This is a genomic window from Phytohabitans houttuyneae (genome assembly GCF_011764425.1).
GTDB classification, from domain to species: domain Bacteria; phylum Actinomycetota; class Actinomycetes; order Mycobacteriales; family Micromonosporaceae; genus Phytohabitans; species Phytohabitans houttuyneae.
The window spans coordinates 1,893,537-1,910,061 of the sequence record NZ_BLPF01000001.1; the positions used below are offsets into that span (position 1 = coordinate 1,893,537).

Annotated in this window: 13 protein-coding genes and 1 pseudogene; 13 read left to right on the plus strand and 1 reads right to left on the minus strand. The window is 70.4% G+C overall.

The window, feature by feature from the left end:
- The first annotated feature begins 89 nt into the window (after positions 1-89).
- The 7 genes and pseudogenes from Phou_RS08590 to Phou_RS55380 form a co-directional block, all read left to right on the plus strand.
- Positions 90-1,121, plus strand: coding sequence for a LacI family DNA-binding transcriptional regulator (locus Phou_RS08590; protein WP_246273417.1), 1,032 nt, complete (start codon positions 90-92; stop codon positions 1,119-1,121).
- 75 nt (positions 1,122-1,196) lie between these two features.
- The gene (locus tag Phou_RS08595) at positions 1,197-1,541 is read left to right on the plus strand and encodes an L-rhamnose mutarotase (protein WP_173055114.1); all 345 of its coding nucleotides are present in this window, start codon (positions 1,197-1,199) and stop codon (positions 1,539-1,541) included.
- Entirely contained in the window at positions 1,534-2,694 is a 1,161-nt protein-coding gene (gene rhaI / locus Phou_RS08600; protein WP_173055116.1) for an L-rhamnose isomerase, read from the plus strand. The genes Phou_RS08595 and rhaI overlap by 8 nt, the downstream gene beginning before the upstream one ends.
- A gap of 4 nt (positions 2,695-2,698) precedes the next feature.
- Positions 2,699-3,130: a class II aldolase/adducin family protein gene (locus tag Phou_RS54355; RefSeq protein ID WP_281365010.1), complete on the plus strand. Its 432-nt coding sequence runs from the start codon at positions 2,699-2,701 to the stop codon at positions 3,128-3,130.
- Entirely contained in the window at positions 3,040-4,746 is a 1,707-nt protein-coding gene (gene rhaD / locus Phou_RS08605) for a bifunctional rhamnulose-1-phosphate aldolase/short-chain dehydrogenase (RefSeq protein ID WP_281365011.1), read from the plus strand. The genes Phou_RS54355 and rhaD overlap by 91 nt, the downstream gene beginning before the upstream one ends.
- Complete coding sequence (locus Phou_RS08610) at positions 4,743-6,173, plus strand: rhamnulokinase (protein WP_173055118.1); 1,431 nt, start codon at positions 4,743-4,745, stop codon at positions 6,171-6,173. The genes rhaD and Phou_RS08610 overlap by 4 nt, the downstream gene beginning before the upstream one ends.
- Before the next feature lie 653 nt (positions 6,174-6,826).
- Positions 6,827-6,913, plus strand: a pseudogene (locus Phou_RS55380) (hypothetical protein); the annotation flags it as partial.
- Positions 6,914-7,034: 121 nt separating this feature from the next.
- Here the strand turns inward: Phou_RS55380 and Phou_RS08615 are convergent.
- Positions 7,035-8,201 (minus strand): Glu/Leu/Phe/Val family dehydrogenase, encoded by a 1,167-nt coding sequence (locus Phou_RS08615; RefSeq protein WP_218578877.1) that lies wholly within the window; start codon positions 8,199-8,201, stop codon positions 7,035-7,037.
- 79 nt (positions 8,202-8,280) lie between these two features.
- Here Phou_RS08615 and Phou_RS08620 point away from each other — a divergent pair, with 79 nt between their 5' ends.
- The 6 genes from Phou_RS08620 to fxsT all read left to right on the plus strand — a co-directional run bounded on the left by Phou_RS08620 (position 8,281) and on the right by fxsT (position 16,376).
- Positions 8,281-8,925 carry a class I SAM-dependent methyltransferase gene (locus Phou_RS08620; protein ID WP_173055120.1) on the plus strand — a complete coding sequence of 215 codons (645 nt, stop codon included), beginning with the start codon at positions 8,281-8,283 and terminating at the stop codon, positions 8,923-8,925.
- Between the two features lie 110 nt (positions 8,926-9,035).
- Positions 9,036-9,188 (plus strand): hypothetical protein, encoded by a 153-nt coding sequence (locus tag Phou_RS08625; protein ID WP_173055122.1) that lies wholly within the window; start codon positions 9,036-9,038, stop codon positions 9,186-9,188.
- Between the two features lie 4 nt (positions 9,189-9,192).
- The gene (locus tag Phou_RS08630; RefSeq protein ID WP_173055124.1) at positions 9,193-10,371 is read left to right on the plus strand and encodes an FxsB family cyclophane-forming radical SAM/SPASM peptide maturase; all 1,179 of its coding nucleotides are present in this window, start codon (positions 9,193-9,195) and stop codon (positions 10,369-10,371) included.
- Between the two features lie 134 nt (positions 10,372-10,505).
- Positions 10,506-11,690 (plus strand): FxsC protein, encoded by a 1,185-nt coding sequence (gene fsxC / locus Phou_RS08635; protein WP_173055126.1) that lies wholly within the window; start codon positions 10,506-10,508, stop codon positions 11,688-11,690.
- Between the two features lie 104 nt (positions 11,691-11,794).
- Complete coding sequence (locus Phou_RS08640; protein WP_173055128.1) at positions 11,795-12,466, plus strand: TIR-like protein FxsC; 672 nt, start codon at positions 11,795-11,797, stop codon at positions 12,464-12,466.
- Positions 12,453-16,376, plus strand: a complete 3,924-nt coding sequence (gene fxsT / locus Phou_RS08645) for an FxSxx-COOH system tetratricopeptide repeat protein (RefSeq protein ID WP_173055130.1) — start codon at positions 12,453-12,455, stop codon at positions 16,374-16,376. Before Phou_RS08640 ends, fxsT begins: the two co-directional genes overlap by 14 nt.
- Positions 16,377-16,525: the final 149 nt, after the last annotated feature.

A 16,525-nucleotide genomic window follows, 5' to 3' on the forward strand; every position in this document is an offset into this window, starting at 1 on the left:
CCCTCTGGAAAGCGCTTGCCCTCGCTTGTGACAGACTGCGCATGGCACACTGCGGTGTCAAGGCGCAGCAGCTGGAGAGGAGCACGCGGGTGGCAGGACCAGCGGTGAGCATCCGCGACGTGGCCAGCCACGCGGGGGTGTCCGTTGGCACCGTGTCCAATGTGCTCAACCGGCCGGACATCGTCGCGCCCTCCACCCGCTCCCGCGTGCTGGCCGCGATCAGCGCACTCGGGTTCGTCCCCAACGACGCCGCCCGCCAGCTGCGCCGCGGCCGGGGCCGCACCCTCGGCCTCGTCGTCCTCGACGTCGCCAACCCCTTCTTCACCGACGTCGCCAAAGGAGTCGAAGACACCACCGGCGCCGCCGGCATGGCCGTCATCTTCTGCAACAGCGACGGCGACCTCACCAAAGAAAACGCCTACCTCGACCTCCTCGAAGAACAACGCGTCCAAGGCGTCCTCATCACACCCATCGACGACGCCAGCGAGCGACTGCACCGCCTGCGCGACCGCGGCGTGCTGGTGGTGCTCCTCGACCGCCGTTCGCGGCAGGCCGACCTGTGCTCGGTGTCGGTGGACGACCGCCTCGGCGGCGAGCTGGCCATGCGCCACCTCGTGGAAAGCGGCCACCGCCGCATCGCGTTCGTCGGCGGACCGCACCGCCTCGAGCAGGTCCGCGACCGGTACGACGGCGCGCTCGAAGCACTCAGGGAAGCCGGCCGGAGCGAGGACGAGCACCTCCGGCGGTACGACACGCCGGCGCTCACGGTCGCGGCCGGGCGGGACGCGGCGGCGCGCATCCTCGGGCAGCCCAAGAGCTCCCGCGCCACGGCCGTCTTCTGCGCCAACGACCTCCTGGCGCTCGGCGTGCTCCAGGGCCTGACCCGCCAGCAGGTGCGCGTGCCGGACGACATCGCCCTCGTCGGCTACGACGACATCGACTTCGCCGCCGCCGCGGCCGTGCCGCTCTCCTCCGTCCGCCAACCCCGCCAGCGCCTCGGCCAGACCGCCGCCGGACTCCTCCTGGACGAGGCCAACAAGCCCGAAACCCACGAGCACCAGCAGGTGGTCTTCGAGCCCGAGCTCGTCGTCCGGGAGTCCAGCCAGTTCATCCGTCCTTGACACGCGTGCAACGGCGCTCGTATGTTTGGGGCACCTCTTTGAAACGGTTCATTTGTGCGCTCAGGAGTTGGCCACATGCGACGTGTCTGCTTCATCCTGCGGGTCCGGCCTGATCGGCTGGCCGAGTACCGGGAGCGGCACACCGCGGTCTGGCCCGACATGCTCCGCGCCCTACGCGACACGGGCTGGCACGACTACTCCCTCTTCCTGCACGACGACGGCCTGCTCGTCGGCTATTTCCGCACGGATGACCTCGCGGCCTCCCTCGCCGCGATGGAGCGCACCGACGTCAACGCCCGCTGGCAGGCCGAGATGGCGCCGTTCTTCGAAGACCTCGACGGCCGCCGGCCGGACGAGGGCTTCACGGTGCTGGACGAGATCTTCAACCTCGATTCGCAACTGGAGGCCCTCGATGACTGATGCGGTACGCGCGGCGCTGCGGGGGCAGCGGATCGAGTTGCCGTCGTGGGCGTTCGGAAACTCGGGGACGCGGTTCAAGGTGTTCGCGCAGCAGGGTGTGCCGCGTACCCCGTACGAGAAGATCGAGGACGCGGCGCAGGTGCACCGGTACACGGGGGTGGCGCCGACGGTGGCGTTGCACATCCCGTGGGACAAGGTGGAGGACTACACGCACCTGGCCGGGTTCGCGAAGGAGCACGGGGTCGGGTTGGGCACGATCAACGCGAACGTGTTCCAGGACAACGACTACATGCTGGGCAGTGTGACCAACCCGGACCCGGCGGTACGGCGTAAGGCCACCGATCACCTGCTGGAGTGCGTGGAGATCGCCGCCGCGGTGGGTGTCCGCGACGTCAAGCTGTGGTTTTCCGACGGCACCAACTACCCCGGCCAGGACTCGATCCGGGCGCGGCAGGACCGCCTGGCCGAAGCGCTCCAGGAGACCTACGACGCGCTGGGCGAGGATCAGCGGCTGCTGCTGGAGTACAAGCTGTTCGAGCCGGCCTTCTACACCACCGACGTGCCGGACTGGGGCACCGCCTACGCGCACTGCCTGCGCCTGGGCGACAAGGCGCAGGTCGTGATCGACACCGGCCACCACGCGCCGGGCACGAACATCGAGTTCATCGTCGCGTTCCTTCTCCGCGAGGCCAAGCTCGGCGCGTTCGACTTCAACTCCCGCTTCTACGCCGACGACGACCTGATGGTGGGTTCGGCGGACCCGTTCCAGCTGTTCCGGATCATGCACGAGATCGTGCTGGCCGACGCGTTGAGGCAGGAGGCGGGGATCGCGTTCATGCTGGACCAGTGTCACAACATCGAGCCGAAGATCCCGGCCCAGATCCGCTCGGTGATGAACGTGCAGGAGGCCACCGCGAAGGCCCTGCTGGTCGACCACGACGCCCTGGCCAAGGCGCAGGACGAGGGTGACGTGCTCGGCGCGAACGCCGTGTTCATGGACGCCTACAACACCGACGTGCGCCCCCTGCTGGCCGAAGTCCGGCAGGAGATGGGGCTGGACCCCGACCCGGTCACCGCCTACCGCGACTCGGGATACGCAGACAAGATCGTCGCCGAACGCGTCGGCGGCCAGCAAGCCGGATGGGGAGCCTGAACTCGTGTCCACGGTTGACGACCTGATCGCCCGCTCGAACCGGCTCGGCGCCGACCGCCGCAACACCAACTACGCCGGTGGCAACACCTCCGCCAAGGGCACCGACACCGACCCGGTCACCGGCCAGCCGGTCGACCTGGTGTGGGTCAAGGGCTCGGGCGGCGACCTCGGCACGCTCACCCCGGCCGGTCTCGCGGTGCTCCGGCTGGACCGGCTGCGCGCGCTGGTGGACGTTTACCTCGGTAGCAGCAATACCCCGAGCCCTGAGCGCGAGGACGAGATGGTGGCCGCCTTCGACTACTGCCTGCACGGGCGGGCGGGGCCGCACCCTCGATCGACACCGCGATGCACGGCTTGGTCGAGGCGGCACACGTCGACCACCTCCACCCCGACGCGGGCATCGCGTTCGCGACGGCGGCCGACGGCGAGGCGCTGACCAAGGAGTGCTTCGGCGACCGCGTGGTGTGGCTGCCCTGGCGGCGCCCCGGCTTCCAGCTCGGCCTCGACATCGCCGCGGTCAAGGCGGCCAACCCCCGCGCGATCGGCGTGATCCTCGGCGGGCACGGCATCACCGCGTGGGGCGGCACCAGCGAGGAGTGCGAGGCCGCCTCGCTGGAGATCATCCGGGCCGCCCAGGCGTTCATCGACGAGCGCGGCCGGCCCGAGCCGTTCGGCCCGGTCGTCGAGGGGTACACCGCGCTGCCCGCGGCCGACCGTCACGCCCGCGCGGCCGCCCTCGCCCCGATCATCCGCGGCCTCGCCAGTACCGACCGGCGCCAGGTCGGCCACTACACCGACACCGACGTGGTGCTCGACTTCCTGGCCCGCGCCGAGCACCCCCGCCTCGCCGCGCTCGGCACCTCGTGCCCGGACCACTTCCTGCGCACCAAGGTCCGCCCGCTCGTCCTGGACCTGCCGCCCACCGCACCCCTCGACGAGGTCAGGGAACGCCTCCGGCAGCTGCACGCCCAGTACCGCGCCGAGTACGCCGCCTACTACGAGCAGCACGCGGCTCCCGACAGCCCGCCGATGCGCGGCGCCGACCCGGCCATCGTGCTGGTCCCCGGCATCGGCATGTTCTCGTACGGCGCCAACAAGCAGACCGCCCGCGTCGCCGGCGAGTTCTACGTCAACGCCATCAACGTGATGCGCGGCGCCGAGGCCATCTCCACGTACAGCCCGATCAGCGAGGTGGAGAAGTTCCGCATCGAGTACTGGGCCCTGGAGGAGGCCAAGCTCCAGCGCATGCCCAAGCCCAAGCCGCTCGCCACGCGCATCGCGCTGGTGACCGGCGGAGGCTCGGGCATCGGCCGCGCGATCGCGCACCGGCTCGCCGCCGAGGGAGCCTGCGTGGTCGTCGCCGACCGCAACGCGGAGAGCGCGGCCACCGTCGCCGGTGAGATCGGGGGTACCGACGTCGCGGTGCCGGTCACCGTCGACGTGACGGACACCGCGGCGGTGCGGGAGGCGCTCCGGCAGGCGGTGCTCGCGTTCGGCGGCATCGACCTCGTGGTCAACAACGCCGGCCTCTCCATCTCGAAGTCGCTGCTGGAGACCACCGACGGCGACTGGGACATCCAGCACGGCGTGATGGCGCGCGGCTCGTTCGTGGTCTCGCGCGAGGCCGCGCGGGCGCTGATCGACCAGGGCATGGGCGGCGACATCGTCTACATCTCCAGCAAAAACAGCGTCTTCGCCGGACCCAACAACGTCGCCTACGGCGCGGCAAAGGCGGACCAGGCCCATCAGGTACGGCTGCTCGCCGCCGAACTCGGCGCGCACGGCATCCGCGTCAACGGGGTGAACCCCGACGGCGTCGTCCGCGGCTCGGGCATCTTCGCCAGCGGGTGGGGCGCGCAGCGGGCGGCCACGTACGGCATCCCGGAGGAGGAGCTCGGCGCGTTCTACGCCCAGCGCACGCTGCTCAAACGGGAGGTACTGCCCGAGCACGTGGCCAACGCCGTCTTCGCGCTCACCGCCGGCGACCTCACGCACACCACCGGACTGCACGTGCCGGTCGACGCCGGCGTCGCGGCCGCGTTCCTGCGATGAGCGTCGTCGCCGCGGTCGACCTCGGCGCGGCCAGCGGGCGGGTGATGGTCGCGTCGGTCTCGCCGGACGGGGTGGAGCTCGACGAGGCGCACCGCTTCGACAACGGCCCGGTGCGGTTGCTCGACACGCTGCACTGGGACGCGCTGCGCATCTACACGGAGGTGCTCACCGGGCTGCGCGCGGCGGTGGCCGCGCACCCCGAGCTGGCCAGCGTCGGCATCGACTCGTGGGCGGTCGACTACGGCCTGCTCGACCGCGACGGCGCGCTGCTCGGCAACCCTGTGCACTACCGCGACGCGCGCACCGACGGTGTGCTGGACGCGGTCGTCGCGAAGCTGGGCGCCGAGTGGCTGTACGGCACGACCGGCCTGCAGCTGCTGCCGTTCAACACGCTCTTCCAGCTCATCGCCGCCGCCGACACTCCGGCGATGGCGGCCGCCGAGCGGATGCTGCTCATCCCGGACCTGCTCTCGTACTGGCTCACCGGCGTCGCCGGTACCGAGGTCACCAACGCCTCCACGACCCAGCTGCTCGATGTGCGTACCCGGGAATGGTCCTGGGATCTGATCGCCCGTGCCGGCCTGCCGGCGCGTCTCCTGGGTGAGCTGCGGCGGCCCGGCGATCCGGCCGGCACCGTGCGCGACCTTGGCGTGCCCGTCACGGCCGTCGGCTCGCACGACACCGCGTCCGCGGTGGTCGCGGTGCCCGCGGACGGCGAGCGGTTCGCCTACATCTCCTGTGGTACCTGGTCACTCGTCGGCGTCGAGCTGACTGAGCCGGTGCTCAGCGAGGCGAGCCGCGCCGCCAACTTCACAAACGAGGCCGGCGTCGACGGCACGGTCCGCTACCTGCGCAACGTGATGGGGCTGTGGGTGCTGCAGGAGTCGATGCGCGCGTGGGGCGCGTCCGACGTGGGCGAGCTGCTCGCCGCAGCCGCCCGCGAGCCCGCGCTCGGCGCGCTCGTCGACGTCGACGACCCGGTCTTCCTACCGCCGGGCGACATGCCGTCCCGGATCGTGGCCGCGTGCGCGGCGGGAGGGCAGCCGGTGCCGCGGTCGCCCGCCGCGTTCACCAGGTGCATTGTGGACAGTCTGGCGCTCGCGCACCGCCGCGCCGTACGCCAGGCGTGCGACCTCTCCGGCCGCGACGTCGACGCGGTGCACATCGTGGGCGGCGGCGCCCGCAACGCGCTGCTGTGCCAGCTCACCGCCGACGCCTGCGGGCTGCCCGTCGTCGCCGGCCCGGTCGAGGCGACGGCGCTCGGTAACGCGCTGGTGCAGGCGCGCGCACTCGGCGTGGTGCGGGGTGGCCTGAGCGACCTGCGCGCGCTGCTGCGGCGCACCCAGGAGCTGACGTTTTACCAGCCCACGGCGGGTGCGGAGGCCGCGTGGCGGGCGGCCGAGGCGCGGGTGCACCCCTCTCACTGAGGGTCCGAACCCACTCGCGTACCCTCACGCCAGCGGCCCCCGGCCGACCTCGATCATTCCATAGTGGACAGTGAGGCGCGGCGTGGGCGAAGCGGGCAACGAGGAGACGGCGGAGTTCCGCGCCCTCGACGTGCCCACCCAGCAGCTGCCCGCGCTGATCCCGGCGATGGCGGACGTACCCCGGATGCCCCTGCCGACGAGCCGGGCCTGGCCCCGCGGTGGCGGTGGCCGCTGGTGGCGCTGGCCGCCGCGGCGCTGGCGAGCGTCCCGATCGCCCTGTTCGCGACGTCCGACGGCGACTCCTCGCGGCACGAGCAGGCGACGCCGCTGCGGTGGCCGCCCGCCGCGCAGGCGGTCTCGCAGTCGCCGACTCCCTCCCCCTCACCCACCGAGGAGACGGCCACGCCGCCATTCCAACCGGTACCGGAAGGCGACGCCGCACCCCCGCGGACCGCGCCATCGCCCACCCCGTCCCCCACCCGGCGGTGCTGTCCTATGAGGCCGAGGCCCCCGCCAACCGCCTGGGCGGCCGCGCCGCGCCGCGCGACGTGGCCGGCGCCTCCGGCGGCCGCGTGGTGGGCTGGGTGGGCGACGACCGCTACAACACGCTGACGTTCGCCGGGGTCACGGTGGCGACGGCCGGGCGGTACGAGGTGACGGTTCACTACGTCAGCCAGGAGCGCCGGGCCGCCGCCATCGAGGTGAACGGCAGCTTCGCCACACTGGTGGACTTCGCGCCCACCGGCGGCTGGGACAAGGTCGGTTCGGTCAAGGTCACGCTGACGCTGCGGGCGGGCGGGCGCCAACACTGTCGAGTTCGGCAACAGGTACTCGTGGGCGCCGGACTTCGACCGCCTGGTGCTACCGGGGTAGCTCCGCCGCCCGCTCGTTCGCCATGGCCAGCGCGGCGGCCCGGGGGGAGCCGCCGGTACCGGCCGCGCGGTCGAGCATCTCGTGGAGCAGCCCGCACAGCGTGGTCGAGATCTTGCCGAACGCGGCGTCCGCCGTCGGCGCGATGTCGCCGAACAGCGTCCACCACCACCAGGCGTTCGTCGCCACGTTGGCGACGAAGTCCGGAATCACCGGTACGCCCCGGGCGGTCAGCGCGGCCTCGCCGCCGGCCGTGGTCGGCACGTTCGCCGCCTCCACCACCAGCCGCGCGGTGACCGCGTCGACGTTGGCCTCGGTGAGCACGTACGAGAGGGCGGCCGGCACGAGGATCTCCGCCTCGACGGTCAGCCACTCCTCCCGGGGCAGCTCGCGGTCGCCGGGGCGCAGCGAGCGCCGGTCCACCCGCCCGAACCTGTCGCGGGTGCGCAGCAGCGCCTCCACGTCGAGGCCCTCGGGGTGCCACACGACGCCGAGCGCGTCGCAGATGCCGACGACCGGCACCCCGCCCCGCGCCAGGTACCGCGCCGTGGCACCGCCCATCGATCCGAAGCCCTGCACGACCGCCCGCGCCCCGCCGTCGAGCAGTCCCACCCGCCGGGCGGCGGCGATCGTCACCTCCGCGACGCCGTAGCCGCCGACCAGGTCGGCGAGGCCCACACCGTCCACATCGACCGCAAACCCGGCCCGCACCCGGTCGAGCGCCTCGCCCGGGTCCGGCACCAGCCGCAGCGCCGCGTCGATCGTCGAACGCATCCCCGCCTCGATCGCCACCTCCTCCAGCACGTCCTGCCGCACGCCGAGGTCCTCCCCGGCCGACCAGTAGGTCTGCAGCAGCGGTTTCATCGCGGCGACGTACCGTGCCATGACGCCGCGCGCGAGCGGGTCGCACGGCGCGCAGTCGATGCCGCCTTTTCCCCCACCGAACGGGACGTAGGCGTCGTCCGGGGAGTAGACGACAGCCTCTTTGAGGGTCATCCCGCGGGCGAGATCGCGCACCTCGTCGAGCGTGCACCCCTCGCGCATCCGCAGGCCCCCGCTGGCCGCACCGCGCACCAGCCGGTCGATGACGAGGTAGCCGCGCTTGCCGGTGACCTCGTCGGTCCACGTCACTTCCAGAAAGCTCTCCTGACTCGCCACTCAGCCAGGGTGCGCAGACCAAACGGCTGAGCGGAGTCGGACACCGGTCAGCAAAACGGTCAATATTAGGATTCGACGGGTGACCGACTCCCGCGGCTTCGTCCGCGCGCACACCCGCCTCTCCCCCGTGCCACTCGTGCCCGAGATCCTCCTGCACCAGGCGGAAGAGGCGATCGCCCTGTGGGAGCAGACGGAACTGTCGTCGTCGGACCGGCAGCCCCCGCCCTTCTGGGCGTTCGCGTGGGCGGGCGGACAGGCGCTGGCCCGCTTCGTGCTGGACAACCCGTCCCTGGTCGGCGGGCACGACGTGCTCGACCTCGCGGCCGGCTCGGGGCTTGTCGCGATCGCCGCCGCCAAGGCCGGCGCGGCGTCGGTGACCGCGGTGGACATCGACCCGCTCTCGCTGGCCGCCGTGGCCGCCAACGCCGCCGCGAACGCCGTGACGGTGACGCCCGTGGAACGCGACGTCCTAGACGAGGCCGCCACCGCCGCCGTCGTCCTGGCCGGCGACGTCTTCTACAGCCGCGAGATGTCCACCCGGATGATGTCGTACTTCCGGCGCGCGGCCGCGGGCGGCGCGAAGGTGCTGGTCGGCGACCCGGGCCGGGCGTACCTGCCGGCGTCGGGCCTGCGGCGGGTGGCGGCGTACGAGGTGCCGGTGGCGGCGACGCTGGAGGACGCCGCCATCAAGCACACGACGGTCTGGCAGGTCACTGTCGATTGAGCACAGCGTGAACAGACATATGCGCAAGCGCCGATACCGGGTACATTCGGTGGCACGATACCGACAACGTCGTGGTATCCCCTCGCACGCAACCGCCGGGAGGGCGACGAATGTTGGCGCACAACGACGCGGACGTCATCTCGAAGATTCCGCGGCTTGAAGAGCTGCCAGACCTCCCACAGGGCGTGCTGTCCGAGATCGTCAGAGAGCTCATCGACCTCGAAGAGCCGATGGCCATGTTCGACAGCGCCCTTTCTCCATAGCTGCATGAGCCCGGAAGAGCAGAGTCAGGCAACCCCGTTTCGCCAGGTGCTGCTCAAGATTCACAGCCGCTGCAACCTGTCCTGCGATCATTGCTACGTCTACGAGCACGCGGACCAGAGCTGGCGACACCGCCCGATGGTGATGTCGAAACGCATCATCGACAACACGGCGGCGAGGATCGGCGAGCATGCCGAGCACCACGCGTTGAAGACAATTGTCGCCATTCTGCACGGCGGGGAGCCGCTGCTTGCCGGCGCGCACACGATCGACTACGCGTTACGCGCGATCCGCCGCGCGGTGCCGCGATCCACGCGGCTCAGATTCGGACTGCAAACCAACGGTCTTCTCCTGGACGAACGTTTTCTCGATCTCTTTTCGCAACACGGGGTCGCCGTCGGCGTGAGCCTGGACGGACCGTCGGAGGCGAACGACCGCCACCGGCGGTACGCGGACGGGCGGGGCAGTCACACCGCCGTCGTTTCGGCCCTGCACCTGCTGCAGAGCGAACGCTATCGACAGTTGTACAGCGGCATCCTGTGCACGGTGGATCTCGACAACGATCCGGTCGGGGTGTACGAGCACCTGCTCGAGTTCCGGCCGCCGGCGATCGACCTGCTGCTCCCGCACGGCAACTGGACGAAGCCACCGCCCGGGCGCCCGGACGACCAGAGCCAGACGCCGTACGCCGACTGGCTGATCAAGGTGTTTGACCGGTGGTACGCCGGTCCGCACCGGGCGACGAGGATCCGGCTCTTCGAGTCGATCATTTCGCTGCTGCTCGGCGGTCCGACGAGCTCAGAGGCGGTCGGCCTCGGAAAGATCGATCTGATCACCGTCGAGACGGACGGAAGCATCGAGCAGGGCGACTCGCTCAAGACCACCGCTGATGGCGCGGCCGCGACCGGCCTCCACGTCGCACACCACTCGTTCGACGACGCGCTGGAGCATCCCGGCATCCGCGACAGACAGCGTGGCATCTCGGCGCTTTCGGAAATCTGCCAGCGCTGTCCCATCGTCAAGATCTGTGGAGGCGGCCTGTACGCCCACCGCTACCGGGTGGACAACGGTTTCGTCAACCCCACGGTCTACTCGGCCGACATGTTCCGGCTGATCCGCCATATCGCCGGGAGAGTGGTCGCTGACCTCGATCGTTGGCGCGTTATCCAACCGTCACCGCATTGACGGGTTCCGGGCCCGGGCACCCGTGCGGTACTAATAGACAGATGCAGCGGGTCATCGCGCCGACGAGCGTGTTGATCACCATGCCCCTCTCTCCAGGGCAGGTCACGAGAGCCTGACGACCGGGAAGGGGGCACATGCGGCATTTCTTCCTCAGCTATTCGCCGGGAGACGACGATCTTTACGTTGCCCGCTTCTTCCTCGACCTGTCGGAAGCGGTCCGTCGCACGCTGGGTGAGGGATCGGAGCGCGAGGTCGGTTTTCTCGATCATGGCAATGCCAATGATCACTGGCCCAGCGAGATCCGCAATGAGCTTTCCAGTTGCCAGACCTTGGTGGTCCTCTGCTCGCCCAAGCTCTTCCTCGACGAGCGGTGCGGCCGGGTCTGGACCGTCTTCAGCGACCGCCTGAGGGCATACCAGAGCGCCACCGGCCGTGGCGCGCCGGCGCTGATCGCGGTGCCGTGGTCCACTCGCGACCTGCCGGTGGTGGCCGAGGGCGACGGCATCGACGTCACCGTGCAGGAGTCCACGGAAGACCTGCGCGTCCTGATCCGCCTGCACAGCTACCGCGGGGCGTACCAGGACTTCGTGACCGGCCTGGCCCGCCGCGTGGTCGAGACCACGAAGGCACACCGCATCCCGCAGGCGCTGCCCGGGGTCGACCTGCGCACCGCGAGCAACGCCTTCGAGCCCTGGCAGCGGCGGCAGCGCGGCAGCCGCGGCCCGCAGTACGTGCACTTCGTCGTCGCCGCCGGCACCCGCGACGAGATGCGGGTGGTCCGGCAGGACCTCGGCTTCTACGGCGAGCGCCAGGAGGACTGGGCGCCGTACCATCCTGCGATCGCCCAGTCGCTCGCGGCGCGGGCGCGTGAGATCGCCGCCGAGCGGCTGTTCGGCTCCGAGGTGGTGCCCATCGGCGCCATCGGCGACCAGGTCGCGCTGGCGCAGGAGCGCAACGAGATCGTCGTGGTGCTCCTCGACTCGTGGGTGGTCGGCCTGGAGTCGTTCCGGCGCGTGCTGGCCACGTTCGACCAGGTCGAAGACTCGGCCGTGGCGGTGCTCGTGCCCACCAGCCGCGAGGACGCGGAGACGAGCGGGCGGCGTGCCGAGCTGCGGGTTGCCGTCAGGGACGTGTTTCCGCACTGCGCCCGCCGCCGCGACACGCTGTTCCGCCTGGAGATAGAGACACCGCACCGGTTCGACCTCGACCTCGCCGCGGCGCTGGAGGAAGCGCAAAATCGCATTTTCGCCAAGGGTCGAATCTTCCGGCGTCCCGCCGACGGTCCGGCCAACGCGAGACCCATTCTTGAAGGGCCTTGACGATGGCGATCCAAAAGCGAGTCGAGCCTGATCCACCATTGGCTCGACATCGATACCCTGTGGCCCACTCGCACCAACGGCTGCTGACGGTGCAGGGAGGAGCGATGCGGTACTTCTTTTTGAGCTACGCCCACGGCCAGCACGACGATCTGGTCGAGGCGTTCTTCACCGACCTCAGTGGCGAGGTCCGTGAGCACGCGGGTCGAGACCGCGACGACGAGGTCGGATTTCGCGCCCACCACGACGCCAACGCGGACCACTGGTCACCCGATCTGGTAAACGCGTTGCAGACCGCACACACATTTATCGCCCTCTGCTCCCCCGGCTACTTCCGCAGCCCGTCCTGCGGCCGGGAGTGGTGGGTCTTCGCCCAGCGGCTCGCCAACCTGCGCGCCGCAGGGCTGCCGCCGCCCGCCCTGATCCCGCTGTTCTGGCTGCCCACAGAGATACCCGCCCACCTCACCGACCTGCAGTACAGCGATCCCTCCTTCGGCTCCGCCTACGAGCAGCACGGCATCCGGCGGCTCCTCCAGCTCGGCCGGCTCCGCGACGACTACCTCGAGTTCGTCACGGCGGTCGCGATCCGGGTGACGGCCACCGCCGAGCAGCACACCCCGCCCTCACTCGTGCCTAGTCCCACCTTCGCCAGCGCGGCGGACGCGTTCGCCGTCGAGGCGCCCCCGCACCGGTCTCCCTCTCCGGTGCGCCGGCGGTCGCCCGCGAAGCTGCCACTGCTGACCTACGAAGAAAATCGTGATGACGATGAATACCGATGAGCCCACCGACCACCGCAACGGCCGGATCATCACCTTCTACTCGTTCAAGGGCGGCGTTGGCCGCACGATGGCCTTGGCGAACGTCGCCTGGATCCTCGCCAGCACCGGCCGCCGCGTCCTGACCGTCGACTGGGACCTCGAGTCACCCGGGCTCCACCGGTACTTCGCACCCTTTCTCGTCGACCGCAACCTGCGCGACTCGCGCGGCGTGATCGACGCGGTCCGCGACTTCGCGAAGAGCGGCACCAGCCCCGGACATGGCGAGCGGGTGCGCGACCTGCAACCCGACGACCTGCTCAGCGCCGCACAGATCCGCCGGTACGCCAGCTCGCTGGTCCGCTACGACTTCCCCGGCGGCGGCTCGATCGACTTCGTGCCGCCCGGCCGCCAGGACCGCGCCTACTCGCACGCGGTGAGCACGTTCAACTGGGACGACTTCTACGAGCGCTTCGACGGCGCCGCCTACCTCGACGCCCTCGGCGAGGACATGCGGCGGCACTACGACATCGCCCTCCTCGACAGCCGCACGGGCCTGAGCGACAACGCGGGGATCTGCACGGTCCAGCTCCCCGACGCGGTCGTCACCTGCTTCACGATGAACAACCAGAGCATCGACGGCGCGGTCGCCGCCGCCAACTCGATCCGCCACCAGCGCGGCGACGGCGTCCAGATCTACCCGGTGCCCACCCGGGTCGAGGACGGCGAGCTGAGCAAGCTCGAGCGCAGCCGCACGTACGCCCGCCAGCGCTTTGAGGACTTCGTCCGGCTGCTCGGCCACCCCGACCCCGACAAGTACTGGGGCATGGTCGAGATCCCGTACAAGGTCTTCTACGCGTACGAGGAGACGCTGGCCACCTTCGGCGACCGCCCCGAGCTGGAAAACTCGCTGCTCGCGGCGTACGAACGGCTGGCCGGCGAGCTGGTCGGCGAGCCGATCGAGTTCGCCGCGCCGCCCGAGCCGCTGCGCCGCGGGTGGCTGGCCGAGTTCGAGCAGCGCGGCTCGGCGGAGTCGGCGCCGCTGCTGATCGCGTACGCGCCACGCGACCGCATCTGGGCCGAGTGGATCGCCTCGCAGCTGCGCCAGGTCGGCCAGCGCAGCGTCCTGCAGGACGTCAACAGCCCGGCGGTCCTCGACAAGGCCGCCCGGGCGCTCATGCTGCTTACCCGCGAGTCGGTCCGGGTGGCGCAGACCCGAAAGTTCTGGCAGGCCGCGATGGTTCGCGACACGCCTGGACCGGGGCGGTTCCTGGTGCCGGTACGGCTGGAAGGCTTCCGCCTGCCGACCCCCTTCGACGACCGCGAGTCCGTCGACCTGTTCAACATCACCGCCGGCCACGCCCGGGAAGCCCTGCTGAGCAAGCTCGGCCTGCGCGACGCGGCGCTGGTGGTCGCCCCGCCCGCCGGCGGCGGCCCGCAGCCGCGCTTCCCGGACGAGCCGCCCCGGGTGTGGCGCGCACCAGCCAGAAACTCCTCCTTCACCGGACGAGACGCGATCCTCGAGCTGCTCCGCGAGCGGCTCAGCGCAAGCACGGCCCTCACCGGCCCGGCGGTCCTCCAGGGCTTCGGCGGCGTGGGAAAGACCCAGATCGCGATGGAGTACCTGCACCGCTTCGCCGCCGACTACGACATCGTCTGGTGGATCTCCGCGGACCAGCCCGCCGTGGCCCGTGCCACGCTGGCAGAGCTCGCCAACGAGCTCGAGCTGCCGGTCGCTGCCGGCGGCACCGAGCAGGTGCAGGCGGTGCTGGAGGCGCTGCGGCGCGGCGAGCCGTCCGGACGCTGGATCGTCGTGTTCGACAACGCCGACGACCCCAGCCAGATCCGTGAGTTTCTGCCGACCGGCCAGGGCGATGTGATTATTACCACACCAGGTCAGGAGTGGGCGCGCGAGGCCTGGACGATCGACGTCAACGTCTTCGAACGCGCCGAGAGCGTGGAGTTGCTGGCCCGCCGCGTCGACACGCTGTCCGCGACCGACGCCAACGCGATCGCCGAAAAGTTGGGCGACCTGCCACTGGCGGTGGAGCAAGCCGCGACCTGGCTCGCCACGACCGCAATGACCGCGCGAAGCTATTTGAATCTTCTCGACGAGCACCTCCCGCGGATCTTGAATGAGCCGCCGCCCCCTGGCTATCCGCACCCGGCCGCGAACACCTGGCGTCTCTCCCAGGAAAGACTCCGCGAATCGAATCCGGCGGCGGCCTACTTGCTAGAGTTGTTTGCCTTTTTTGCCCCAGAACCGATTCCGACGCGGCTGCTCAATAGCCCGGGCATGATCGACGCGCTGGTGGCCTTCGACCCTGCACTCCGTGACCCGCTTCTTCATGGTTCACTCATTCGCGACATCAACCGATACGGTCTGGCGCGGGTCGACCCAGCCATCCCTGCCATCCGCATTCACCGGCTGGTCCAGAGCGTGGTCAGGAGCGATCTGCCGGAGGCTGTCCAGCGTGAAAGACGGAGACAGGTGCAAATAACCTTGGCCGCCGAGCGGCGTGACGATCCAGATCGGCAAGAAAACTGGAGGGTCTACGAGACGCTCCGCCCGCATCTGGAGCCCACCGGCTCGCTCGACTCGGACGACCCACAGGTGCATGCACTGATCATCGACATGGTTCGCTACCTGCGCGCCCGCAGCGACCTGCTCGGCAGCCAGGAGCTCGGCGAGCGCGCGGTCGCCAGCTGGCAGCCGCGGCTGGGCGAGGACCACCGTTCCGTGCTGCGGATCCGCCAAGAGCTGGCCAACACGCTGCAGGCGCTGGGCCAGTACTCCGAGGGCCTGAAGATCTCCGACGCGATCATCCCTCGGCTCTCCCGCTCGCTCGGCGAAAAGCACCCGTACACGCTGATGGCCCGGCGGACCCAGGCCGGGCTCTGGCGCGGCGTCGGCAGATACCGCGACGCGTACCAGACGGACGTGGAGCTGCTCGGTGAATGGCGGGCGACCCACGGTGAGGACCACGACCAGACGCTCCGGGCAGCCAACAACCTCTCCGTCTCCCACCGGCTTGTCGGCAACCTGCAGGAGGCGCTGGACCTCGACGAGGACACGGTTCGCCGGCGCGAGCGGGTCACCGGCTCCACCCATCCCTCGACGATGAACGTGGCCACCCGGTACGGCCGGGACCTACGTGACGTCGGCGACCTCGAGCGCTCGCGCGAGCGGCTCGAAAAGATCCTCGCCACCGCTCGCGAGGTCTACGGCGCCGACCACCGGATCACGCTGATGGCCGCGAAAAACCTCGCGGTCACCTGGCGCCGGCTCGGTCGCCTCGACGAGGCCGCCGAGCTGATCACGACGGTCAACCGCGCGTACGAGCGGACCATGGGGCCTCGCCATCCGCACGCGCTGGCGTGCGCCCTCGAAGTGGCCTGTGTCAAGTCCGCGCGGGGCGACCATGACGAGGCACGCCAGTTGGCGAAGGAGATCGTCGGCCGGTACGAGGAGGTGAGCGGACCCGACCACCCGTTCACGCTCGCCGCCTCCAACGACCTCGCGATCTTCCATATGCGCGCCGGCGACTTCGCCACCGCCAAGCCGCTGGCGGAGGACACCGCCGTGCGCTTCGTGACCGCGCTGGGCGCCAACCACCCGGACACCCTCGTAAGCCAGATGAACCTGGCAAACGCGCACTTCGCCGCCAAGGAGATCAGCGAGGCGCTCCGGCTCGACCAGCACTGCTTCCAGCACCTCTCGGCCCGGTTCAAGCGGGACCACCCGACGGTGCTCGCGGCGACCACCAACCTCGCAATCTCGCTTCAGGCGACCGGCGCCCAGCATGAGGCGGCCACGCGGCTGGAGGAGGCGACGCAGGCCTCGATCAGGGTCCTGGGCGTGGGACACCCGAACACGATCGCGGTGCAGGAAGGGACTCGGATCAACAGCGACATCGAGCCCGCGGAGACATAGAAAACAGCGGCCGTCGCCGCGTGGTCGCGCATGTCCCGCGGCGACGGTTGTTTACATCGGACCGTCCTTCCGTCCACAGAGGGCGGACCATCGGACGGGCCGGCGCGTCGCGGGACCCGCGCCACACGTGAGTCGGCTAATGTATCGGC

Bases quoted from the DNA above. Each gene is read 5' to 3' on its own strand.
- Phou_RS08595 (WP_173055114.1), top strand. From the start codon at position 1,197: ATGCGACGTGTCTGCTTCATCCTGCGGGTCCGGCCTGATCGGCTGGCC.
- rhaI (WP_173055116.1), top strand. From the start codon at position 1,534: ATGACTGATGCGGTACGCGCGGCGCTGCGGGGGCAGCGGATCGAGTTG.
- rhaD (WP_281365011.1), top strand. From the start codon at position 3,040: ATGCACGGCTTGGTCGAGGCGGCACACGTCGACCACCTCCACCCCGAC.
- Phou_RS08610 (WP_173055118.1), top strand. From the start codon at position 4,743: ATGAGCGTCGTCGCCGCGGTCGACCTCGGCGCGGCCAGCGGGCGGGTG.
- Phou_RS08625 (WP_173055122.1), top strand. From the start codon at position 9,036: ATGTTGGCGCACAACGACGCGGACGTCATCTCGAAGATTCCGCGGCTT.
- Phou_RS08630 (WP_173055124.1), top strand. From the start codon at position 9,193: ATGAGCCCGGAAGAGCAGAGTCAGGCAACCCCGTTTCGCCAGGTGCTG.
- fsxC (WP_173055126.1), top strand. From the start codon at position 10,506: ATGCGGCATTTCTTCCTCAGCTATTCGCCGGGAGACGACGATCTTTAC.
- Phou_RS08640 (WP_173055128.1), top strand. From the start codon at position 11,795: ATGCGGTACTTCTTTTTGAGCTACGCCCACGGCCAGCACGACGATCTG.
- fxsT (WP_173055130.1), top strand. From the start codon at position 12,453: ATGAATACCGATGAGCCCACCGACCACCGCAACGGCCGGATCATCACC.